The following is a 22,111-nucleotide window of genomic DNA, read 5'->3' as shown; positions in this document are numbered from 1 at the left end:
AAGAAAAGGGGTTACAAGTGAAATTCTTGGCTTAGGTAGTTGGAAGATCTTTCTTTCAGTACTTCTCCTAGAAGATTACGTCCCATTTCATTGTCTTTGAAACTTACAACCGTACGAATGGAAAAAACACGAAGGGCATCGGAAACGGAAAGTGTTCCATCGGCAGAATCTTTACGTCCAGAAAAAGGAAAGGAATCTGGACCCCTTTGGCACTGTGCATTCCAATTCACCCTAGCCACTTGGTTTACTAGAATATCAATGAGTTTGCCAACGGTTTTTGGATCTTTCCCAAAGACACTCGCTTGTTGGCCCATATTGGATGCATAGATATAATCTAAAGGTTCTTCGATCGTCGAAAAGGGAACAATGGGAACCAGTGGCCCAAACTGTTCTTCATGATACAAACGTGCGTTTGGTGAAACTGGCGAAAGGACTGCTGGAAACATAAACGATTCATGGATTGCGCCTCCACCAGGATTCAGAATTTTTGATCCTTTTGCCAAAGCATCATCCAAAAGTTCTTTTAACCAGTTTGTTTTTCCTTCTTCAGGTAGTGGTGTAAAATTCACCGCTTCTTCCCAAGGCATTCCCGCTTTCCATTTGGCTAACTCTTCTAAGTAAAGTTTAGTAAACTCATCTAAAATGTCTTTGTGAACAAAAAGAATTTTGAGCGCCGTACATCTTTGTCCATTATAAGCAAGGGATCCCGATAGAATTTCAGGAACCATTGTTTTTAAGTCCGTGTCAGGTAAAACGATTACTGGATTTTTTGCATTCAATCCTAAAACGGATCTTAGGCGGTTTAGTTTGGGATGTTTTTTGGTGATGAGGTTTGCTGTATGACTCGAACCAATAAATGCAAAAACATCAATTTTGCCTGACTCCATAATCGGAGAAATGACTTTGGCACCATCACCATATACGGTGTTGATGACACCCGGTGGAAAAGCTTCTTTAAAACATTCAAGAAGCGGTTGGAGTAATAACACTCCATACTTTGCTGGTTTAAAAACAACTGTATTTCCCATAAGGATGGCTGGAATCAGTGTACAAAAAGTTTCGTTTAATGGGTAATTAAATGGTCCCATACAAAGAACCACTCCATAAGGAGAACGTTTGATTTGTGCAATCAGACCTCCTTCTTTGATATAATTGGAGGAAGTTGTTTCCAGTTCTTGTAAAGATTCGATAGTATCTTCTAGGTATTCGATAGTTCTTTCAAATTCTTTTGTGGCATCCTTTTCTGTTTTGCCAATCTCCCACATAAGAAGTAAAATGATTTGGTCTCTTTTCCCCTTCATGAGTGTAATGAATTTTCGAACGGCATCAATTCTTTCTTTAGAAGTGGCAATGGGCCAAACGCCTGTTCCGTGGTCGAAGGCTTTGACAGCTGCATCGAGTGCTAATAAACTTTGTTTTTCATCAAAATTAGGATAGGATCCTAAAACCACTTGTTCCAATTTCCCATTTTTGTTTAAAAAGATTGGTGATTTGACAATTTGTGATTCACCCTCCCAAATCCGAATTTCTCCACCCAGAAGGTATTCTTTTTGGTGGATGGGTTGGATCTTGTATTTTTGAGGAATGGAATCTTCAGTAGGAAAAACAAAGGTCATGATCCAGATTCGAATGGCCACCCGGCTAAAAAAGCAACATTTTACGGAAAAGATCAGCCGATATAAATTTTATGGAACCTTGGCTGGACCAAAACCAGGAAGAGTGGGAGGCTTTGACCTTACGACTTTTCCGCCGTGTGGAAGAATTAGAATCACTTATGTTAGAAGTTCGTAGTGATTTGGTTCGGTACCGTGCTGTGCGTGAAGAATGGTACCACTGGCATAGTGCTTGGAAGGAGGAATACGCCAAACGAGCGACCGGATGAGGCTGAAAAATCGTTTTCGGTAGGACCTCTCTTGGAAAATTAGTCCTATCCCATTCGAAAAAGGAATTATCATGGCCGAAAAACCTATGTCCCCCTTTGGTGAGTTAGCTCCCAGCACACCTGCTTCACTCTCCGATGTCAAAAAGAACATTTATGGACGATACCTCGAAGAATTTAATGTAGGTGATATCTATGTTCACCCTCGTCAATTCACTGTGGACAGAAGTTTTGCCCAAGAATTTGCGACTGTGTTTATGGATGCAAACCCACTTTACCTATCTGCAGAATATGCAAAGGCACATGGATTTGCTGATTTACTAGTCCACCCTCTTATGGTGTTTAACCTAGCACTTTCGATTGGTGTACAAAATAACAGTGAGAAGGCGCTTGCAAACCTCGGTTATTACAACGCACAATTTTTATTACCAGTTTATCCAGGTGACACACTTTCTTCTCGCACAAAAATTTTGGCAGTCGATGACAAAGGTCCTGACAAACCAGGAATCGTAAGTGTGAGAACACTTTGTCTCAACCAAAAAAACGAAGTGGTTTTACAATACGAACGTAAAATCATGATTTACCAGTCCAACGGAAAACCCAAAGGCAATCCCAAACCTGGTGATGCTTCCGCATTTTTTCCAGAATCAAAAACGCCCGTCCTCAAACTTCCTAACCTCAAATTCCCAACAGAGATGAAAGATGTTACTTGGGGCCATACTTACTTTGAAAACTTCAAACCAGGCCAAATTTATGTGCACCAAAATGGAAGAACCATCACTGATGAACATTACCAATGGACTTTCCGAGTAGGAAATACGCACCCACTTCATTATGACAAATTGTATTCGGCAGGAATCTCTGGCCCAATGGGTGGAGAACCAGTAGTTTATGGTGGACTCGTATTTGGTTGGTTAGCTGGTATGGCTTCCCGTGATATTTCTGAAAATGCTATTTGGGAACTTGGATTCACAGAAGGTTACCACACACAACCTGCTTTTTCTGGTGATACAGTAACTTGTATTTCTCGTATATTAACTACAGAAGACAAAGGAACGGAATACGGAATCCCTGCGGGTGAAGTACAAATCCAGTTCATTGGACTCAAAAACATCAAAGCAAATGATGCTTTAGAAAAATTTGGTGCTGATCTTTTCCTAAAAGAAAACGATAAAAAGAAATTGGGAAAAGAAAAAATTCCAGAAAAAATCTTCGAAATTGAAAGAAGATTGATCATCAAAAAACAACCATAAGGTGAAAAAATGAAAGTTACCATCCCCAAACGAATTCCTGAGATGGAAGACATCGGGGATGGTGTCTTTAAAATCATTCTCCCCCAACCATTTTACGCACCAAACAATATTTATTTATACCAAGGTGATGATGGTTTAACCCTCATTGATTCTGGTTATATTGAATCCATCCCGATGTTACAAGCATCCTTAAAAACTAATGGATTTTCGTTTAAAGACATTCGTCATATTATTTATACTCATAACCATCTTGATCATATCTCCTCTTCTTTAGTTCTGAAGTCTTATGCAAAGAATGTAACCTATTATGGATACCGTGCTATGGCCGACGGGGTGGGAAATTATTTAGAATCGATGAAACTTTTTGAAGAAGCCACAGAAGACTTGTTTCAAAAAGCATTTGGTGATAAAGAAGAACTGAATCGAATTTTAGAAGAATCTCGCCACGGTTGGCGACAGTTTTATAGTAAATTTAGTGAAACCAAAAAAGGAGATCCTGTTTTACGAATTGATGTCAAAATTGATCATAACGACAGCTTAGAGTTAGGTGGGAGGTTGTTTCGATTTTTACACACACCGGGTCATAATTTGTATCATATCACACCTGTAGATCCTTCGACAGGCATTTATTTTTCTGGGGATTTGATCATTGCCAATCTCACCGCCATCTATTCTGAAATGGATGGGAATTTAAGTGATTATTATTTTACACTTTCCAAACTTTTGGAAGAGCCCATTAAACGAATGTTACCTGCACATGGTAGCGAAATTGAAGATCCTAAAAAAACAATCACGCTTGTGAAAAAAACATTGAGTATCCTTGAAAAAGGAGTGTTACGCCGGCTCAAAGAAGGGGAATCCGACTTAAAAGTGCTAATGGAGGCGGCCATTGGAAAAAAAGTTCATAATGGCGGTCACTTACCTACGGCACTGGGACTTGTGTATAGCATCATCCAGAAATTGGTTTTAGAAGGCCAGATTCGCATCGAAAAACGTGAGCATGGATATGAAGTTTTTCATTTTGTAGGTTAAGTCGGTGTTATGCGATTAAATGCATTTAAACTTTGAAAAGGTTTTGTAAATATTTTCCTTTTAAGTTTTTGTAAATCGAAAAGTCTGAATCAATGCTAACAATTCGTTCGATACCCATTTTTTCAGAAATGCACATCAAGGAAGCATCAGCTAAATCCATAGGTAAATCAGAATACTTTTTCATTCGATTTTTGATGTATTTATGATCCTCTATGTTTAAATCAAATATTTTGATACTTCCTCTTTCAATCCATTCAAGAAAGTCTGATTGTGCCTCAACTGAGAATGATAATAGGTAAACAACTTCAGTAATGACTGGCCATGAAGAAACTAATTCACCGTTAAATGATTTAAGAAATTTTAAAGTTGGTTTATGAAATTTATCTTTCGAATTGAATAATGCAATGATTGGACCTGAATCAACGAGAGCTACGTTTTTCATTCTTCATTCCAATAGTTTTCTGAAGGTAAACTTTTCTATTTTGAGCTAAATCTGCATTCCCTGAATCATGTTTTCCAAATAAATCTGCCCCTAATTCAAAGGGAGTTTTGCTATTACCTCGGTTTTGGATATATTCCAGAATCGAATCTTTTACTATTTGAGTGCGACTTTTACCTTCAGATTTTGCAAATGAATCTAGTTTTCTTTCTAATTCTGGGGGTAAACGCAAACTGATCATAATTTAGAATTGTAATACGAATTTGTATCACAATCAAGTTCTATTTTTTCTTTCTCTTGATTCATTTTGCAACTTTGCGTATATCGTTTAATTCCCTTTCCAGAGAACCAGCACCCACCTAAATCAACCATCTTAGTTTGTTTGTTTTAATTTCCAAACTTCTATTTGGTTCCCTTTCCATACAAAAACACCCTTTTGGTTTTCTAATTCTTTTTTATACTCCAATATTCTCGATTTCGGCCAGAGAATTTCATCTGTAAATTCAGGAGCCATGACCATATAACAAACATTTGCTTTTTTGCATATAGATGAGGAGTGTTTGATTTGTTCTAACGGATAGGTTGTCGTTTTGTCTGCGAGGTAGAAAGAAAGGTTATACTGTGAGAAGACAAATATTCGGTTTGAGTTTTCTTTCAGATCCGAAGGCAAATTTAAATACTTTAGAATTTCAGGGATTTGTTTCTCATCTGGCTTCCAAGGAATAGGTTCCTTATTTTTGGAGAGTAGAATCAAATTGACTTCTTTCAGATCTGATTGGATTTCCCTTTGGATCGTTGGATTTTTCCAAGGGCTTTCGATTTTAGTATTTAGTGGATAATTTTGATCGAGTGAGTTCTTCCAAAACAGACAAGCCAACATAAAGAAAATAAAAGTAGGACTGGTTTTTTTTTCGGATTGAATCCATAAAATTCCGCTATAGAGGATAAAAGGTATAAGCGAATAACAGTAATACGTATATACTTCATGGTGCCAGGGTCTTGATGAAAAAAGATGAGTCGTGTATATTAGTCCGATTCCCATAACTTCAGATAACATCTGAAAGATGCCGAGTCCCCCGCTGATGGTTAACTCCAAAAAAAATTGAAGTGATTTTTGAAAACCGTTTACTTGTTTGAATACGGGATGGTATTCTTGGGTGAGTGTTTGGGTCCAGGAGATGGATTCTGATTTGTCACCAAACTTTGGATAAAAGAAAAAAATGAAACACAACCAAATGAATGTAATGCTAAGGACGATTGTTAGTGATAGATTGGTAGATTTTTCTTGAGATAAAAAAATAAAAAATGGATTAGCCTTTGGAGAATTCTTAATTTTTTTCGAAAGATTATATAAAAGATTTAAAACTGTAGGAATAAAAAATAGAAGTAAGTAAATCCCAATATCTTCTTTGACAGTAAGGTAAAGAATTGTAGCGATAGACAAAATACTATAGTAAAACCAGCTCTGCAAAGACTGGGCATTTTGTATCTTCTTACCTTTTTCCCAAATATAAAAAAAGAAAATTCCGAAAACTAAAACCAGAACTTCGAAATGAAAACTGGATCCAATGCGATAGAGATACAATTGGTTTGTAACAAGGACCCAGAATACTAAGAATTTATTTACAGATTCTTTTGAGTTTTTGGTTGTGATTTGATATGCCCAAAGCAACCAAAGTATAGTTCCCAATTGATATACAAAAAAAATTCCTGCAGCAAGCCCCCATCTATTTGGAATTAAATAAACAAAGGGAGATAGAACTGCCATTCCTGGGGCAAAGTGGTGATGGAGGTAACTTCCTTCGCCTGATTCGGAATAGTAGCTACTGGTAAATCCCTCTCCACGTGAAATTGAGAGGAGGATATCCGAAATGCCAATATAATCCGCGTCTTGGAATAAAAAAACATCGGCCAATGATTTTGATAAATGGAAAACATGATAAGAACTTGTGATTAAAAAGAAAAGAGAGCTAATAAAAAGTAAATAGGGGAGAACGGTGATTTGTTTGTCGGATAAAAAATCAAAGTTAGTCGATATGGAATTTTGTTTTGATTTGAATTTTTTTTCTTTCCAAAAACTAATGATGGTCAGGGAAATTAAAAAAAGAAATACCCCCTTTTGAAAGGGGGCATGAAAGTTTTTAGGAGAAATAAAGAGAAAAGAAGAAACTAAACTGAATAAAAAAAATAAATAAACCACTTAACGAATAAAGTACAATACCTTTCTTTCGCCAATCCGTTCTCTGTTGATTTCCACTCGGTTACGGTAATAATAACCTTTTTCTGGAAATGTTTTAGAGAAAAATTCAAATAAATCCATTTCAAACAATAACATACATTCGGCCACATCTGTCGCACCAATTGAAATTGCCTTTTTTGTATCCACCATTACATGGCGTGAGTTGATAAAGTCGGGTTCAATTTCATTGGCAATGAGTTCAAAATTGGTTTTAGTGATGGTTCCACCAACAGAAGTTTTTTTCCCTCTGCTTTTTGCTTCCGATATTATTTTTTTGGAAACTCTTGTGACTTCTTTGTCATCAGGTTTTTTATCCATAGAAGCACTAAGGTCTGATCTAGCAGCTGTTACTTGCTCTAAACTTTGAAAAGGAACGGAATCGAAGATATCCATCAAGTTTCTGTATCCAGTGATGGTTTCCATGTTGATTGATTTGTTATAAGATTCGTATTCCAAAGGTGATAGGAGATTCTTCATGGTTTGAATGAAGTTTTTTAGAGCATATTCGGACTCTACCATCGGTGCAGAAATACCAGAAACACCGATCCTTTGGCAAATTCGGATATCATTTCTTGCTTCTGGGCCGCCGATTTTCACATAGAGTGGCAAAATTCCGGCAGTGATCGTTTTTAAAAGGGAGATTTCTTCTTCTCCCATGTCCTCGGTTTCCGTACCTGTTTTGATGCAGACAAAAGAGTAGTTTTCCTTCATCTCCAGTAAGGTTTTTCGTAAAACGTGGATTGATGTTTCCATAAGTAGAAGATCTCCATGTATGGTATCGTCGATTCCCTAAAATAGTACAAGTCTTTTGCGCTTTTTTTCCCCCTTTCTTGACAGAAAATTCCGATTCCTTAGCTTCGAACCTATGGGAATATTCTCGTCCATCTTCCAATCCAAACCAAAACAAGATTCCAAAGAACCACCAAAAGAAGGAGCCGCAGCTTCTGGAATTTCTTTCGGAATCATTGTCGTTCTTGTTTTTGCTTTCAAATCATCTATATTAGATGCTAATAATATTCCTTCAGGTTCGATGATACCCACACTCAAAATTGGGGATTTTTTGTTTGTGAATAAAATGCGATATTCTTTTCGAATGCCTTTTACCGAAAAGGAACTCTTTCGCATTGATGATCCCAAACGTGGTGACATTGTTACCTTTATTCCACCGGCAACCGCACTTGCCCAAGAAGAATCGAGGACTGGGATTTTTGCCAAACGATTTGTGAAACGTGTTGTAGGTCTTCCGGGTGATACAATCCGAATCACTCGTAAATACATTGATACTAAAGATAGAGGCAGAGTACACTTTGCACTGGTTGAGTATAAGGAAAAAGGCTCCGACGAGTTCCAATCTTACCAACCAAAAGAAGTTCCGATTGGAAAAGAACTTTCAGATTTGGATAATTTAGAAGCGACTCAAAGAGCTCTCTTTAAGGAAGTCAAACCAGGATTTGAACATTATATTTTAGAAGGATTTGAAGATGATCGTCGTGCACATATCTTCGAATTCTGCGATTTTTTACACGGATGTCAAATCCCGGAAGGCCAGTATATGGTGATGGGAGACAATAGAGATGATTCACATGATTCTCGCGCCTGGGGATTTGTAAAACGTGAAGATATTTTAGGTAAGGCACTTATCATTTATTTTTCTATCGATTGGAAGGACTCCACCTGTGAATATAAAGATGGTCAGGAACTCGCTGAGAAAGGGCCTGAAATTGCGGAACGATATGAAGGAGATGCATTGGATAGACGTTGTCACTATTCTGAAATTTTTTCTTCACATAATGCTCGCTATCGTGATGATGAGTCTCGATTTGGTTGGATTGAAAGGACTTTAAGATACCGTTTATGGAGATTAAGTGTTAGGTGGAACCGAATTGGTCGTATCCTAGAGTAAGATGGAAAACGAATCCGAAAAACCATCAGCCAAAAAACCTGAGAAGTCACCTATGGCAATGGCTGGTGCAGGTTTTGAATTTGTATCCTCCATAGCACTTTTTGTGGTGGGAGGATACTATCTTGACGACTATTTGAAAACGGAGCCCCTTTGGCTCCTTATTGGTTTTTTCTTAGGTTTTCTTTATGCATTTTATTCTCTCATCAAACGAGCCAAGGAAAACGAATAAAAATCCAATCCACTCTACGACTACAACTGCATCTACTTAAACTAAACTTTGGCTGCGACATGTTTGCAGAAAATCGCTCAATCACTTCAAATAAATTCTTGACGGATCCAAAGTTTACAAAAAACTTTTTACTGTAATGGCTTCACAGGCAACCACAAACAACGAATTCATGGACACCATGCCCGTTTTTGGATTGTCTAGCTATGTCCTCTCTACTCTCGTCCTAGTCGTCGTCGTCGTAGTCTCCTCATACATACGTAGCTTTCTGTCATAATTCTCACTTGTTTCCTCGGTCGACAGAAAGCTGAAAGTCGACGGGGAAACCAACAAGAGAGGATCTTTATGTCGGAACAAATCACCGTTAGTCAATATATCATTCGTTTTTTAGAATCAAAAGGCATTACATGGATTCCAGGTGTCCCTGGTGGAACCATACTACCGTTATATGAAAGTTTGGCGGTGTCAAATATCGAACATGTGTTAGCCAGGCATGAACAAGGTGCCGGTTTTATCGCGCAAGGCAGGTCCAGGAGTACAGGTGAGGTAAGTGCCGTGTTTGTTTCCTCTGGACCTGGCGTTGCTAATCTGATCACTGCAGTAGCTGATGCACAAAGGGATTCAGTTCCCCTGTTAGTTTTTTCAGGGCAAGTGCCATTGGCCTTAATGGGATCTGATGCGTTTCAAGAATTGCCAACTACAAAAATCGTATCATCAATTGTTAAAAATGTTTATTTGATCCAGGAGCCAAACCAAATTATTGAAACATTGGAGGAGGCTTATAGGTTATGTGGTGAAGGAAAGATAGGTCCTGTTTGGATTGATTTACCTAAAGACATCCAGACACAAAAGATTACATTACCAAATAGGAATAATGGTTCTGATCCATTGATCAAAGCAGGCACCTACAATGAACATATTCCAAAGGGAAATGATATATCCTTACAATGGATGGAATTATTTTTACAAGAATTCAAATCCATACTTGAGGATTCTAAGTTTCCCTTGTTGTATATTGGTGGAGGAGCAAAAAAAGAATACTTACGTTTAAGAGAATTTGTTTCTCGTTTTAATATCCCTGTAGTTACCACTCTTATGGGACTTGGGATTTTCGAAAAAGATGACCCTATGAATTTAGGAATGATGGGTATGCATGGAACAGTAGCTGCCAATGAAGCACTAGGTGTTTGTGATTTGCTAATCGCAATAGGCGTTCGTTTTGATGATCGGGCAACAGGTGCCATTCAGAAGTTTTGTATCCAAGCGAAAGTCATACATATTGATATCGATGCCCGTGAAATTGGAAAAAATAAACCAGTAACCTTGAGTTTACAGAAAGATATTTCGGAAATTCTTCCCTTTCTTTTAGAAGAAGAGTTTTTAATTGAAAACAAGGATTCTTTGTTACAGATCGAAACTTGGAAACAAATTCCGGAGGAACATCCAATGAAGTCCATCCTTCTAGATTTTGCTTCGGTTTTACCAATGGGTGAACATTTTGTACTAACTGATGTGGGCCAACACCAGATGTGGGTAGCTCAATATTTTCCATTGTGTCAGCCTTTTTCTTGGATCACATCTGGTGGACAAGGAACTATGGGGTTTGGTCTTCCCACTGCCATCGGTGTTGCATTAAGCCATCGGGATTCTCATGTGTATTGTTTTACTGGTGATGGATCTATTATGATGAACTTACAAGAGCTATCTACACTTAGAGAACAGAACCTAAATGTAAAGATCATACTAATCAACAATGAACATTTGGGGTTAGTGAAACAACAACAAGACTTGTTTTACGGAAGTTTGTATTCTGGTTCTAAATTCTATTTCCATCCTGATTTTTCAGTGTTATGTCAATCATTCGAAATTGGTTATTTTGAGTGGGACTGGAGGTTTGGGGTTGAAGATTTAGGAAAAGTTTTAGAAATCGAAGGACCAGCCATCATTGAATTGAAAGTTCCGTCTAGTTGGGGAGTGTATCCATTTGTACCTGGTGGAAAATCCAATCAGGAATACATCTTAGGCCAAGTAACAACCTAAGTTTTGACTCCGAGGGAAAAAACCTCGGAGCGCCGATTTTATGTTAGATGGCTTTGTTTCCTCGTTCCCCACTACGAATGCGAATCACTTCTTCCAGAGGCATAACAAAGATTTTTCCATCTCCAATTTTGCCTTCTGGTCCTGTTTTTGCTGCTTTTAGAATAGCATCGACAGTGGGTTTGACAAACTCATCATTCACAGCAATTTCTAATCTTACCTTTCTAAGAAGGTTCACTTGGTATTCATGTCCACGGAATACTTCTGTTTTCCCTTTTTGTTGTCCATAACCTTGGACATCACTCACTGTTAAACGATAGATTTCGTTTTTTGTAAGTTCGTTTTTAACTTCTTCTAACTTATGTGGTTGGATGATTGCGACGACTAATTTCATAATGTTTACCTAATATCATATCCTTTTTCACCGTGAATTTCTTGGTCGAGTCCGGTGATTTCTTTATCTTCTTCGATTCTAAAGCCAATGGTTTTTTCGATTACTAATGCTAGTATATACGAAATAACAAAGGAATAAATCCCTGTTGCAACTACACTGATTACTTGGGCATTCATCTGGTTTCCTAATGTCATTCCCTCTGCTAACTCTAATGCAAAAAGACCTGTTAGAATGGCACCGAATGCACCACCTACTCCGTGGATACCAAAAGCATCAAGAGTATCATCGTAATTTAGTTTACCTTTGAGTAGAATAGCCATATAACAAATTGGAGATACAACAAACCCCATAAGTATCGCTCCTTGTACTCCCACATAACCGGATGCAGGTGTAATCACTACAAGACCAGCCACAATTCCTGATGCAGCTCCTAGTGCTGTTGCTTTTTTTGTATGTAACCATTCAATCAGTAACCAACTGGCTCCTGCTGCAGCTGGTGCAATCAGAGTCACTAAAAATGCTCTTGCAGCAAGTCCATTTACTGCAAGACCCGAACCAGCATTGAAACCAAACCAACCGAACCACAATAAACCTGAGCCAAGTAAAGTATAAGTCATATTGTTGGGATGTGTTAATAGACCGGCGTCGCCTTTTCGTTTTCCGATGACAATCGCTGCGGCAAGTCCAGCAATCCCTGAGATTAAATGGACAACCGTTCCACCGGCAAAATCAAGTGCATTCATTTGGAACAACCAACCCGAATCGGACCAAACCCAATGTGCGACTGGATCATAAACTAACGTTGACCATACGAGAATAAAAATTACATAAGCAGAAAGTTTGATTCTTTCGGCAATTGCTCCTGATATTAGCGCTGGTGTAATGAGGGCAAACATACCTTGGAATAAAAAGTGCACATAGGTTGGAATAGTTCCTTTTACTGAATCAACATTGATCCCGTTTAAAAAAGCTAAATCAAAATTACCTATGTAGGGGTTGTCTCCTGAAAAGGCAAAACTATATCCTACAATCGTCCATTGTAATGTCATTACGATGATGGACACAAAACTATGCATCATCGTGGAGAGAACATTTTTGGATCGGACGATACCACCGTAAAACAAAGCAAGACCTGGGATCATAAAAAACACAAATGCAGAAGAGACTAACATCCATGAGGTGTCGGATTTATCGATGGTAGAGGGGGGAGGTAATTCTCCTTCTGCCGCCAAGAATCCTGGCACTAAGAAAAGTATACATACCAACAAAGGCCGTAAGACCAATTGTATTTTCATTGTTTGCTCCAAATATCTTTGAAATGAGAAATAAAATTCGTATCATTACGAATGTTTTCACGAGAAAGGCTAGTCAATTCTGCAATACTAGGAACTTTTTTGTAAAAAATATTGGGAAATGGGGAAGGTTGTGGCCAGGTCCTTGGGGTTGTGGTATGGCGATGGTATTGGGAGGCGGGTCTAGTTCCCCACCCAAATTAGGGCGGGGCTATATTTATCCGCAAATTTCTCCAAGAACCACTTAAAAAATCAATGAATTCCATTAAAAAGATTGAACAAAATTAAATTGTGCACAATCTAATATGCAATAAGGGAGAGAAAAAATGTCAGATGAATTTTATAAAATCAAAGTAAAACGTGGATCCGAGGAAGTTCCTTTGGAGCAATTTAAAGACAAAGTACTTTTGATCGTAAATACTGCGAGCGAATGCGGATTCACTCCTCAATACAAAGGCCTTCAGGAAACTTATGATCGATGGAAGGGAAAGGGTTTGGAAATTTTAGCGTTTCCGTGCAACCAGTTCGGACAACAAGAACCTGGAACGGACGCAGAAATCAAATTATTTTGTGAGAGAACATTCTCTACTACTTTTCCTATCTTTTCAAAATTAGAAGTAAATGGACCAAATACAGATCCACTTTACCAACACCTTAAAAAACAAGCACCTGGAATCTTCGGTTCTTTGGATATCAAATGGAATTTTACAAAATTCTTAATTGATAAAAACGGAAACGTTGTGAAACGATATGCTCCGATTACAAAACCAGAAGATATCGAAAAGGACATCGAAAAACTTGTCAAAGCTTAAGAATCCAACAGAGGAGGTTCTTCTTTTGAAGAACCAAATTTGTTTTTCCTTATATTCTTCGATGCATCGATTGATGAAAATCTACCGGCCTTTACTTGAGTCGGTAGGACTAACTTACCCACAATATCTGGTTATGTTAGTTCTATGGGAGGAAGGGGAAAGTTCTGTAAGTGGATTAGGAGATCGTTTGCAACTAGATTCCGGAACTTTAACCCCACTACTCAAACGGTTGGAACAAAACGAATTGATCCTACGCAATAGAAATCCCAACGATGAACGTGTTGTGATTGTTACTTTAACCAAGATGGGAAAACAATTAAAAGAAAAGGTCAAAGGAATCCCGGAACAAATTTTTTGTTTATCTGGAATTAGTGAAAGCCAAGCAAACCAATTAAAGGAAATTCTCGATAAGTTTGGTATAAATTTAGACCAAATGTAGTATTATGGGAATAAATTTCCTAATTTATTCTTGACTGATAAAAAGTCGTATAAAAATGATCCAACATCATTTAGGTTTTAAACCACTTGAACTTACAAAAGCAAAGGTAAACTGCGCTATGCTGAAGCCATATTTTAAATTTTGCTTTTGTTTCATTCTTTTTTTGTTGTCTTGCAAAAATCCATTTTCTGAAAATCCGTGTGACCCCAATGGAAAACGGTTTATAGACACTTTGCTCTTAAAATGGACCACTTCCGATGGTAGTCCTACTTGCGGTAAAGTCTATGTTCCATCGGTGGCAAAAGAAATATTGGAGTATTCGATTCCTAGTTTAGGTGTGACTGGGATCATCACAGAAAACAAAATTGTCATCACTTCCGAATCAATAGTTTCTATATCTTCCTATATTGCAACTTTCAAAACAAATGGTGTCTCTGTTACGGTGGATGGACAGGAACAAATAAGTGGCGTTACTTCTAACCCTTATTCAGCTCCGTTAAAATATATTGTGACTGGAGTAGATGGCAGTACCAATGAATACACTGTTCAAATGGTAGCACCCAGAGTTTTGGGCTCCGGTTCTCTTAGGCTTTGGTTTAAGGCAGACCAACTAACGTTAAATGATGGTGATCCGATTACTGCCTGGCCTGATGTCAGTGGTTATGGAAATCATATTTCTCAAGCAGCATATCCGACAGTGCATACTCTATTTCGAAAAGGTCAAGTCAATGGCTACCCAGTGGCAGAATTCAGAAATGCAAATGTATCAAGGATGAATTTATCGGGCGGAGTAGGATTGTATGCTAATAATAGCGGAAGCGTTTTCTTTGTGATGAAGTTGGTTAATACGATTACTGGTGGGATCACTTTAATCAATATACATGGCGGCCAAGGAAGAGAGATTTCTATAGATCATCCAATTTCTGCATATCTTGTCTGTCGAAATGGTGCGAGTTGCTCTACTATATCAGCTTTACCAATTCCAAAAAATGAATTTCTGGCGATAGGTTCAGTGCAAGTGTTGGTGACATCTGGTCGTGAGTATTGGAATGGAAGTTTGAAAAGTCAAGTATCAATCTCTTATGATTATTCTGGTGGTGCTAGTCCAAATACTATTTATTTAGGTAATGGAAATCTTGATGCCGATATAGCTGAAGTTCTATTCTTCAATACGGATCTTTCAGAAGCAGATGTGGAAAAAATTTTCTTTTATTTGAATACCAAATACAAACTTTCGTCAAAGTAATTGTAATTTTCTATTTAGAATTGGCAAAAAGATGAACTTTAGCAAATAAAATTTGTGAACCTACAATTCCTCCTTCTCAAGCCAACAAACATGTGATATATGGTAGCCATTGGGTGGCGGGTGGATAACCCCACCCAGTTCGATTAGGGCGGGGATCTATACCTTCCTATCCCCCACGAACCCCCAATCCTACTTGCCCTCACACCCCCACCTCGCAAACTACAACCAATGGATCTAAGTACCATCAATCTAAAAAGGTTCCATCTCCACTATTTTACTTATTTATTTTTTACTTTCATTTTAAGTCTCCCGCTAACCGCTGGTTTGGTGGAAGATGGGTATCGTGTGATTTTCTATTTTGGAGGTGCCATGTCCTTTGCGATCCAAATGGCCATCTTGCAACTCCGGTTTCTTCCGAGAAAAATACCAGCCCTAGCAGAGTCGGGCTTCCCCTTTTTTACAGTATTCCTCTCTTTCTTTCTAAATCTGGGCATTTTGACTGCTCTGCAGGTCTTAAAGTACCCTTTTGAGGCAACTTCTGGATTTTTAATTGCCTATTTCGTCCACCTTCTTTTCCTTGTATTTGCGAGCTATTTCAGTGGAAAATAAGTCTAAATATCGGTTTTTTTTATCATTTTTATTAGTTTTTTCCCTTAGTTTTACGAATGTTTTTGCAAACGATTCGGAAGGGCACAGCTCTGATGAGGGCTTCGATTTCAGCGAAGTGATGGCGCACCACTTAGGGGATGCTCCCATTTTCCCTCTCAACTTTGGTGGTTCTATCGTCACAGAAGGGCAACCTGGTTTTGACGCTGAAAATCATGATGTCTTCGTAAACCATGACGGTGTGAAATACCACTATGTTGGTGGACTTGACCTTCACATCACCAAACGAGTGACCATGATGTGGATTGCTTGTTTTTTTATGTTCCTCATCTTTATCCCTGCAGCCAATTTGATTTCAAGGAACCCTAAAAAAGTTCATAACAAATTCACATCCGGTGTAGAGGCTTTCATATCTTACCTAAAAGAAAACGTTGTGGATGCATCCCTTGATCACCACGGACATTCTTATTACCACTATATCTTCTCGTTGTTTTTCTTTATCCTTTTCTGTAACTTGTTTGGCCTCATTCCTTCGATCGGTGAGCTAACAGTAGCTGCTTCCGATGGACTTGTGACCTTAGACCAAAAGTTTTCGTTAGGATTAGGTTTGCATACACCTCATTCTCTCCATACTTTTGGAGAGATCTGGTCAGGGATCACGCCAACGGGTGATATCAGTGTCACACTTTCTCTTGCATCCATCACCTTACTTACGATATACGGCACCGCATTCTCTTACCAAGGAATTTCCTTTGTAGCACATGCGGTTCCTAAGGGAGTTCCACTCCCACTCTGGCCACTGATGTGGGTTCTTGAATTTATCGTCACTCATATTGCACGTTCGTTTGCGTTAACCATGAGGTTACTTGCCAACATGACAGCAGGACACGTTATGATCCTTGCGTTACTTGGGTTTATCTTTATGAGCGAAAATTGGCTCATTGCACCTGTATCTGTTCTCAGTTCAGTGCTTATTTACTTTTTAGAACTACTTGTAGCTTTTTTACAAGCGTTCATTTTCTCACTGCTCACAACCGTGTTCATCGGAACTGTGATGCATAGACATTAAGATTGGTTTTATTTATATTATAAAACACACAGGAGTGAAACGAAAACAATGGAATTCGGTTTAGGATACATCGCAGTAGGACTCGCAGCAGGACTTGCATTACTTGGTGCAGGAATCGGTATTGGTAGAATTGGTGGATCAGTGGCAGAAAGCATAAGCCGCCAACCAGAAGCAGCTGGAAAGATCCAACTCGTTCTTTACGTAGCAGCAGGTATGATTGAAGGAGCAGCACTTTTCGCAGTGGTTATCGCTCTTCTTATCGCGCTCAAACTCAATGGCTCAATTGACAAAACAATTGGTGCTGGTGCCACTAAAGTAGAACAAGGACAATAGTCTTGGTTATCCTCGCGGCTTCCGGCTTCAATTTGCTGAAAGTCAATCCGGGTCTGGTCATCTGGACCCTGGTCACTTTCTCAGTTGTTGTCTTCGTTCTTAAAAAATTTGCATGGGACAAGATCCTTCATGCTCTCGAAGAACGTGCTTCCGGCATCCAAGGCGATATCAACAAAGCAGAAACCCTTCGTGTAGAAGCAGAAAAGTCTTTAAAAGAATACAAAGACCAACTCTTCAAAGCGACGGAAGAAGCTCATAAAATTGTAGATGAAGCTAAAAAAGATGCAGTTGCTCTCCGCTCTCGATTGACGGAAGAAGCACACAACGAAGTGAAAGGCATTAAAGATAACGCAATTCGCGAAATCGATTTAGCGAAGAGCAGAGCTTTATCTGAAATGCAAAACCAAATTGTGGAAATGTCCGTTCTCATCGCGAGTGAGATCTTGGAGAAACAATTGAAGAAGGAAGACTATGCTTCCTTTGTCGAAAAAGAGATCGCAAAACTCGATAAACTTAAAATCAAATGAGTCTGAACCAAATTTCAAAGGTTTACGCAACGGCACTTTTGGAGTTAGCTCAGGAAGCTAACTCACTTGAGTCAACAGAAGAGGAACTTTCAGCACTCGTTGATGTTTTCTTCTCTGATGAGTCAATTCGCCATTATTTCCTTTCTCCATTAGTTGATCCTTCTGAGAAAGAAAGAACTGCTGAAAAGTCAGTTCAAGGGAAGGCATCGGAAATCGTTGCCAACTTCATCACACTTGTGGTTCGTAAGAATCGATTTCTATTCCTCAAGGATATTTTGGAAGATTATAGAACAGGAGTGGACCGACTTAAAAATCGTAGTTCTCTTCGCATTGTTTCCAAAGATTCTCTTGGCAAAGAAGCTGTAGATCGAATCACCAAGTCTATCTCTTCCAAGTTCGAACGCGAATTACGTGTTACGGAACAAACGGATCCAGCCCTTATTGGTGGATTCAAACTCTTTATAGACGACTTTTTAATCGATGCCTCGATCCGTGCAAAACTTGCAGGAATAGAAGAGGCTCTCCTCCAAAAGAAAATCCCAGTCGGAGCATTTGAATGAAAATTAAAACAGACGAAGTAACGTCGGTACTAAAACAAGAAATTAAAAACTTCAAAAAAGACCTTCAAGTTGAAGAAGTCGGAACGGTTCTCGAAGTAGGGGACGGGATTGCGAGAGTTTACGGACTCACAAACGTAATGTCAGGAGAGCTTGTTGAATTCCAAAACGGAGTTCGAGGACAAGCATTCAACTTAGAAGAAAACTCCGTAGGGGTTGTAATCTTCGGTGATTATATTAAAATTGAAGAAGGTTTTTCCGTTAAACGTGTAGGAAAGATCTTCGAAGTTCCAGTGGGACCAGAACTTCTCGGTCGTGTGCTTAACCCACTCGGGGAAGTGATCGACGGAAAAGGACCTCTGAACGCAAAAAAAACAAGACCTGTTGAGTCACCAGCTCCAGGGATTGCGATGAGAAAATCAGTTCATGAACCAATGCAAACAGGAATCAAAGCAATTGATGCGATGATCCCCATTGGACGTGGACAAAGAGAGCTCATCATTGGTGACCGCGGAACAGGAAAAACTTCCATCGCGATCGACACCATCATCAACCAAAAAGGAAAAGGTGTGATCTGCGTTTACGTAGCGATTGGACAAAAAGCATCTACTGTTGCTTCCACCATCGAAATGTTACGCGAAAAAGGTGCATTAGAATATACGATCATCGTATCGGCAAACGCATCTGAACCTGCTCCTATGTTATACATTGCACCTTACTCTGGTGCGACTATGGCTGAATACTTTATGTATGAAGAAGGGAAAGCAACACTCGTTGTTTATGATGACCTTTCTAAACAAGCCGTAGCATACCGACAAATGTCACTTTTACTTCGCCGCCCACCAGGTCGTGAAGCATATCCTGGGGACGTATTCTACCTTCACTCTCGCCTCCTTGAAAGAGCAGCGAAACTTGATGATAAATTTGGTGGTGGGTCTATGACAGCACTTCCAATCATTGAAACTCAAGAAGGGGAAGTATCTGCATACATTCCTACCAACGTAATTTCCATCACTGATGGTCAGATTTACCTTCAATCCAACCTATTTGCATCGGGCCTTCGCCCTGCGGTGGATGTGGGAATTTCTGTATCACGGGTTGGATCTGCTGCGCAAATCAAAGCGATGAAAAAAGTAGCGGGAACTCTCAAGTCCGACCTTGCACAGTTCCGTGACTTAGAAGCGTTTGCACAGTTAGGAACAGAACTCGACCCAGTGACACAAGCACAGCTTGATCGTGGATACCGAGTCCTTGAAATTCTCAAACAACCAAACAATTCTCCCACTCCGGTAGAAGAACAAGTGATCTCCATCTTTGCTGTAACCAAAGGTTTTATGGATACAATTCCTACAGCTAAGGTTCGTGAATTTGAAACTTACCTTTTGAAAACGATGAGAGAACAACACTCTGAAATTTTGGAAGAAATCAGAACTGCCAAAGAAGTAAAACAAGAAGCAGCTCTGCAAAAAACAATCAAGTCGATTGCTGAACATTTTCTAGCAAAGAATAATTAAGGGGAAAGATCTTGGCGACACCGCGTGAGATAAAAAAGAGGATTAACTCGGTTAAAAACACGAGAAAAATCACTCGAACGATGGAGATGGTCTCCACGGCAAAGGCAAAAAAAGCCACTAACAAAGTGAATGCGGCAAAACCGTATGCCGATTTAACTCGTGAGTTAGTATCTTCTTTGTCTAGCCTTGCTGGGATCATCCACAGCCCTTACTTAAGGAAGCCGGACAAAATCCGAAAAGTTGCTATCCTTGCGATTGCCGCAAACCGTGGGTTATGCGGTGGTTTTAACTCCAACCTTCTTCGTATGGTCAAAAACCGTATCGAAGAGTTGAAGTCAAAAGGTGTGGAAGTTGAAGTCCATGCAGCAGGGAAAAAGGCAATTTCTTTCTTTAAATTTGCAAAAGTTGAGTTGGTAACAACACATACCAATATCGATGATAAAGCAGGAAGTAAGGAAGCAAACGATCTTGCTTCTTACTTTATGGAACGTTTTGCAAATGAATCAGTGGATTCAGTTGAAATTATTTCCACTCATTACTATTCGGCAGCAACTCAAAAACCGGAGATCACGACGGTTCTTCCTTTATCAATGGAAGATTCAAGTGTGAAAGGATCTTCTGGTCCAGAGGTTTTGTATGAACCGGATCCAAAAACTATTTTGGAAAACCTACTTCCTATGGTGATCAAAACTACTTTTGTTAAAATCATTTTAGAGTCGGTAGCTTCCGAACACATTGCACGAAGAGTGGCAATGAAAGCAGCTACGGATGCTGCTGGTGAGATGATCAAACTTCTGACTCGCGGTTACAACCGAGTACGTCAGGCAAAAATTACGCAGGAAATTTCAGAAATCGTAGGGGGAGCGGAAGCCATCTCCTAACAAAGGTCTTTCGGAGTATATATGAATAAAGGTAAAATTAAACAAATCATCGGTTCGGTAATGGACATCAGTTTTGAATCCGGGAATATGCCTGAGATCTACAATGCTGTTGAAATCCAATCTAAAGTGAACGGCAAAGACGTAACTATTACTGCAGAAGTGCAACAGCACATTGGAGACAACACGGTTCGTGCGATCTCCCTTCAATCCACTGACGGATTAAAAAGAGGATTAGAAGTCATTGATACAGGAGTTCCAATTTCTGTTCCGGTAGGAACAAAAACTCTTGGTCGTATCTTTAACGTACTTGGTGAGGCTATCGACGAACTCGGTGACCTTCCTAAAGACGTAAAAAAGATGCCAATCCATAGAAACGCTCCTTCTTACGAAGAAATTAAACCTAAAACTGAGATTTTTGAAACAGGAATCAAGGTAATCGATCTACTCGCTCCTTATATCAAGGGGGGAAAAACAGGACTATTCGGTGGTGCTGGGGTAGGGAAAACGGTTCTTATCCAAGAGCTTATCAACAACATTGCAAAACAACATGGTGGTTACTCTGTGTTCGCTGGTGTGGGTGAAAGAACTCGTGAAGGAAACGACCTTTGGAACGAGATGAAGGAATCGGGAGTTATCGACAAAACAGTTCTTTGTTTTGGTCAGATGAACGAACCACCAGGTGCTCGTCTTCGTATCGCACTTTCTGCATTAACTATGGCAGAAAACTTCCGTGATGAATCCGGATCAGACATTTTACTTTTCGTAGATAATATCTTCCGTTTCTCGCAAGCAGGGTCTGAAGTATCGGCCCTTCTTGGTCGTATGCCATCTGCGGTAGGATACCAACCAACTCTTTCTACAGAGATGGGTGGATTACAAGAGCGGATTACATCAACGGTTCGTGGTTCCATCACTTCGGTGCAAGCGATCTACGTTCCTGCCGACGACTTAACTGACCCGGCTCCAGCAACGGCGTTTGCTCACTTAGATGCAACAACGACATTATCTCGGGCGATTTCTGAAAAAGGGATTTATCCTGCTGTGGATCCGCTCGATTCCACATCACGCATCATGAACCCACAAATCGTTGGGGAAGAACACTACAACACAGCGCGTGAAGTACAAAGAATCCTTCAAAGATACAAAGACCTTCAAGATATCATTGCGATCCTTGGTATGGACGAACTTTCTGAGGATGACAAAATTCTAGTATCTCGTGCTCGTCGTTTGGAGAAATTCCTTTCTCAACCGTTCCACGTAGCGGAACAGTTCACTGGTCGACCTGGAAAGTATGTAAAATTGGAAGATACCATCCGTTCCTTCAAAGGAATCATTGAAGGTAAGTATGACACACTTCCAGAACAAGCCTTCTATATGGTCGGTTCGATTGACGAAGCGATCGAAGCGGCAAAACAACTCAAAGGTTAATTCGG

The 22,111-nt window shown here is 39.4% G+C and carries 23 protein-coding genes; 16 read left to right on the top strand and 7 right to left on the bottom strand.

Going from position 1 to position 22,111, the window contains the following annotated elements:
- Positions 1-11 precede the first annotated feature (11 nt).
- Complete coding sequence (locus EHQ31_RS14475) at positions 12-1,616, bottom strand: NADP-dependent glyceraldehyde-3-phosphate dehydrogenase (RefSeq protein WP_135571362.1); 1,605 nt, start codon at positions 1,614-1,616, stop codon at positions 12-14.
- A gap of 71 nt (positions 1,617-1,687) precedes the next feature.
- On the opposite strand from EHQ31_RS14475, the gene EHQ31_RS14470 reads away from it, so the two are divergent.
- The 3 genes from EHQ31_RS14470 to EHQ31_RS14460 all read left to right on the top strand — a co-directional run bounded on the left by EHQ31_RS14470 (position 1,688) and on the right by EHQ31_RS14460 (position 4,164).
- Positions 1,688-1,882, top strand: coding sequence for a hypothetical protein (locus EHQ31_RS14470; RefSeq protein ID WP_135571360.1), 195 nt, complete (start codon positions 1,688-1,690; stop codon positions 1,880-1,882).
- Positions 1,883-1,953: 71 nt separating this feature from the next.
- The gene (locus EHQ31_RS14465; protein WP_135571358.1) at positions 1,954-3,132 is read left to right on the top strand and encodes a MaoC family dehydratase; all 1,179 of its coding nucleotides are present in this window, start codon (positions 1,954-1,956) and stop codon (positions 3,130-3,132) included.
- Between the two features lie 9 nt (positions 3,133-3,141).
- Entirely contained in the window at positions 3,142-4,164 is a 1,023-nt protein-coding gene (locus EHQ31_RS14460; protein ID WP_135571356.1) for an MBL fold metallo-hydrolase, read from the top strand.
- Positions 4,165-4,189: 25 nt separating this feature from the next.
- Here EHQ31_RS14460 and EHQ31_RS14455 read toward each other — a convergent pair whose 3' ends face one another.
- The 4 genes from EHQ31_RS14455 to EHQ31_RS14440 all read right to left on the bottom strand — a co-directional run bounded on the left by EHQ31_RS14455 (position 4,190) and on the right by EHQ31_RS14440 (position 7,595).
- Positions 4,190-4,606 carry a type II toxin-antitoxin system VapC family toxin gene (locus EHQ31_RS14455; RefSeq protein ID WP_135571354.1) on the bottom strand — a complete coding sequence of 139 codons (417 nt, stop codon included), beginning with the start codon at positions 4,604-4,606 and terminating at the stop codon, positions 4,190-4,192.
- Positions 4,584-4,844, bottom strand: coding sequence for a ribbon-helix-helix protein, CopG family (locus EHQ31_RS14450; protein WP_135571352.1), 261 nt, complete (start codon positions 4,842-4,844; stop codon positions 4,584-4,586). The genes EHQ31_RS14455 and EHQ31_RS14450 overlap by 23 nt, the downstream gene beginning before the upstream one ends.
- 132 nt (positions 4,845-4,976) lie before the next feature.
- The gene (locus tag EHQ31_RS14445; RefSeq protein WP_135571350.1) at positions 4,977-6,803 is read right to left on the bottom strand and encodes a DUF2079 domain-containing protein; all 1,827 of its coding nucleotides are present in this window, start codon (positions 6,801-6,803) and stop codon (positions 4,977-4,979) included.
- On the bottom strand, positions 6,804-7,595 hold the full coding sequence (locus EHQ31_RS14440) for an aldolase (RefSeq protein ID WP_135571348.1): 792 nt from the start codon (positions 7,593-7,595) through the stop codon (positions 6,804-6,806).
- Between the two features lie 112 nt (positions 7,596-7,707).
- Between EHQ31_RS14440 and lepB the strand changes: the two genes are divergently transcribed.
- From lepB to EHQ31_RS14425, 3 genes are all read left to right on the top strand, one after another.
- Positions 7,708-8,745: a signal peptidase I gene (gene lepB, locus EHQ31_RS14435; RefSeq protein WP_135571346.1), complete on the top strand. Its 1,038-nt coding sequence runs from the start codon at positions 7,708-7,710 to the stop codon at positions 8,743-8,745.
- Position 8,746: 1 nt separating this feature from the next.
- Entirely contained in the window at positions 8,747-8,974 is a 228-nt protein-coding gene (locus EHQ31_RS14430) for an AtpZ/AtpI family protein (protein WP_135571344.1), read from the top strand.
- A 342-nt stretch (positions 8,975-9,316) separates the two neighbouring features.
- A complete protein-coding gene (locus tag EHQ31_RS14425) occupies positions 9,317-11,011 on the top strand; it encodes a thiamine pyrophosphate-binding protein (RefSeq protein WP_135571342.1) in 1,695 nt (564 codons plus the stop codon).
- Between the two features lie 43 nt (positions 11,012-11,054).
- On the opposite strand, the gene EHQ31_RS14420 is transcribed toward EHQ31_RS14425, so the two are convergent.
- Positions 11,055-11,402 carry a P-II family nitrogen regulator gene (locus tag EHQ31_RS14420; RefSeq protein WP_135571340.1) on the bottom strand — a complete coding sequence of 116 codons (348 nt, stop codon included), beginning with the start codon at positions 11,400-11,402 and terminating at the stop codon, positions 11,055-11,057.
- A gap of 5 nt (positions 11,403-11,407) precedes the next feature.
- A complete protein-coding gene (locus tag EHQ31_RS14415; RefSeq protein ID WP_135571338.1) occupies positions 11,408-12,697 on the bottom strand; it encodes an ammonium transporter in 1,290 nt (429 codons plus the stop codon).
- Between the two features lie 323 nt (positions 12,698-13,020).
- Here EHQ31_RS14415 and EHQ31_RS14410 point away from each other — a divergent pair, with 323 nt between their 5' ends.
- The 10 genes from EHQ31_RS14410 to atpD all read left to right on the top strand — a co-directional run bounded on the left by EHQ31_RS14410 (position 13,021) and on the right by atpD (position 22,106).
- Positions 13,021-13,506 carry a glutathione peroxidase gene (locus EHQ31_RS14410; RefSeq protein WP_135571336.1) on the top strand — a complete coding sequence of 162 codons (486 nt, stop codon included), beginning with the start codon at positions 13,021-13,023 and terminating at the stop codon, positions 13,504-13,506.
- A gap of 73 nt (positions 13,507-13,579) precedes the next feature.
- Positions 13,580-13,945, top strand: coding sequence for a MarR family winged helix-turn-helix transcriptional regulator (locus EHQ31_RS14405; RefSeq protein ID WP_420844122.1), 366 nt, complete (start codon positions 13,580-13,582; stop codon positions 13,943-13,945).
- A gap of 232 nt (positions 13,946-14,177) precedes the next feature.
- Positions 14,178-15,191 (top strand): DUF5018 domain-containing protein, encoded by a 1,014-nt coding sequence (locus EHQ31_RS14400; protein ID WP_135571332.1) that lies wholly within the window; start codon positions 14,178-14,180, stop codon positions 15,189-15,191.
- A gap of 577 nt (positions 15,192-15,768) precedes the next feature.
- Positions 15,769-16,866 carry a F0F1 ATP synthase subunit A gene (gene atpB / locus EHQ31_RS14390; RefSeq protein ID WP_420844121.1) on the top strand — a complete coding sequence of 366 codons (1,098 nt, stop codon included), beginning with the start codon at positions 15,769-15,771 and terminating at the stop codon, positions 16,864-16,866.
- A 48-nt stretch (positions 16,867-16,914) separates the two neighbouring features.
- Complete coding sequence (gene atpE / locus EHQ31_RS14385) at positions 16,915-17,199, top strand: ATP synthase F0 subunit C (RefSeq protein WP_002975055.1); 285 nt, start codon at positions 16,915-16,917, stop codon at positions 17,197-17,199.
- A 2-nt stretch (positions 17,200-17,201) separates the two neighbouring features.
- On the top strand, positions 17,202-17,726 hold the full coding sequence (locus EHQ31_RS14380) for a F0F1 ATP synthase subunit B (protein WP_100742135.1): 525 nt from the start codon (positions 17,202-17,204) through the stop codon (positions 17,724-17,726).
- Complete coding sequence (gene atpH / locus EHQ31_RS14375) at positions 17,723-18,286, top strand: ATP synthase F1 subunit delta (RefSeq protein ID WP_135571327.1); 564 nt, start codon at positions 17,723-17,725, stop codon at positions 18,284-18,286. The genes EHQ31_RS14380 and atpH overlap by 4 nt, the downstream gene beginning before the upstream one ends.
- On the top strand, positions 18,283-19,797 hold the full coding sequence (gene atpA, locus EHQ31_RS14370) for a F0F1 ATP synthase subunit alpha (protein WP_100742137.1): 1,515 nt from the start codon (positions 18,283-18,285) through the stop codon (positions 19,795-19,797). Before atpH ends, atpA begins: the two co-directional genes overlap by 4 nt.
- A gap of 11 nt (positions 19,798-19,808) precedes the next feature.
- Positions 19,809-20,678, top strand: a complete 870-nt coding sequence (atpG, locus tag EHQ31_RS14365) for an ATP synthase F1 subunit gamma (RefSeq protein WP_135571325.1) — start codon at positions 19,809-19,811, stop codon at positions 20,676-20,678.
- Between the two features lie 21 nt (positions 20,679-20,699).
- Positions 20,700-22,106 carry a F0F1 ATP synthase subunit beta gene (gene atpD / locus EHQ31_RS14360; RefSeq protein ID WP_135571323.1) on the top strand — a complete coding sequence of 469 codons (1,407 nt, stop codon included), beginning with the start codon at positions 20,700-20,702 and terminating at the stop codon, positions 22,104-22,106.
- Positions 22,107-22,111: the final 5 nt, after the last annotated feature.

Origin of the sequence: Leptospira montravelensis (genome assembly GCF_004770045.1) — a bacterium.
Taxonomy (GTDB): Bacteria; Spirochaetota; Leptospiria; order Leptospirales; family Leptospiraceae; genus Leptospira_A; species Leptospira_A montravelensis.
The sequence above is the reverse complement of the archived record's forward strand: the minus strand, read 5'-3'. Positions and strand labels throughout refer to the sequence as shown.

Excerpts from the sequence above, each read along its gene's own strand:
- EHQ31_RS14450 (WP_135571352.1), bottom strand. The coding sequence starts at position 4,844 with ATGATCAGTTTGCGTTTACCCCCAGAATTAGAAAGAAAACTAGATTCA.
- EHQ31_RS14465 (WP_135571358.1), top strand. The coding sequence starts at position 1,954 with ATGGCCGAAAAACCTATGTCCCCCTTTGGTGAGTTAGCTCCCAGCACA.
- EHQ31_RS14410 (WP_135571336.1), top strand. The coding sequence starts at position 13,021 with ATGTCAGATGAATTTTATAAAATCAAAGTAAAACGTGGATCCGAGGAA.
- EHQ31_RS14440 (WP_135571348.1), bottom strand. The coding sequence starts at position 7,595 with ATGGAAACATCAATCCACGTTTTACGAAAAACCTTACTGGAGATGAAG.
- atpD (WP_135571323.1), top strand. The coding sequence starts at position 20,700 with ATGAATAAAGGTAAAATTAAACAAATCATCGGTTCGGTAATGGACATC.
- EHQ31_RS14475 (WP_135571362.1), bottom strand. The coding sequence starts at position 1,616 with ATGACCTTTGTTTTTCCTACTGAAGATTCCATTCCTCAAAAATACAAG.
- EHQ31_RS14430 (WP_135571344.1), top strand. The coding sequence starts at position 8,747 with ATGGAAAACGAATCCGAAAAACCATCAGCCAAAAAACCTGAGAAGTCA.
- EHQ31_RS14425 (WP_135571342.1), top strand. The coding sequence starts at position 9,317 with ATGTCGGAACAAATCACCGTTAGTCAATATATCATTCGTTTTTTAGAA.
- EHQ31_RS14420 (WP_135571340.1), bottom strand. The coding sequence starts at position 11,402 with ATGAAATTAGTCGTCGCAATCATCCAACCACATAAGTTAGAAGAAGTT.
- EHQ31_RS14405 (WP_420844122.1), top strand. The coding sequence starts at position 13,580 with ATGAAAATCTACCGGCCTTTACTTGAGTCGGTAGGACTAACTTACCCA.
- EHQ31_RS14455 (WP_135571354.1), bottom strand. The coding sequence starts at position 4,606 with ATGAAAAACGTAGCTCTCGTTGATTCAGGTCCAATCATTGCATTATTC.
- EHQ31_RS14460 (WP_135571356.1), top strand. The coding sequence starts at position 3,142 with ATGAAAGTTACCATCCCCAAACGAATTCCTGAGATGGAAGACATCGGG.
- atpH (WP_135571327.1), top strand. The coding sequence starts at position 17,723 with ATGAGTCTGAACCAAATTTCAAAGGTTTACGCAACGGCACTTTTGGAG.
- atpE (WP_002975055.1), top strand. The coding sequence starts at position 16,915 with ATGGAATTCGGTTTAGGATACATCGCAGTAGGACTCGCAGCAGGACTT.
- atpA (WP_100742137.1), top strand. The coding sequence starts at position 18,283 with ATGAAAATTAAAACAGACGAAGTAACGTCGGTACTAAAACAAGAAATT.
- EHQ31_RS14470 (WP_135571360.1), top strand. The coding sequence starts at position 1,688 with ATGGAACCTTGGCTGGACCAAAACCAGGAAGAGTGGGAGGCTTTGACC.
- EHQ31_RS14415 (WP_135571338.1), bottom strand. The coding sequence starts at position 12,697 with ATGAAAATACAATTGGTCTTACGGCCTTTGTTGGTATGTATACTTTTC.
- lepB (WP_135571346.1), top strand. The coding sequence starts at position 7,708 with ATGGGAATATTCTCGTCCATCTTCCAATCCAAACCAAAACAAGATTCC.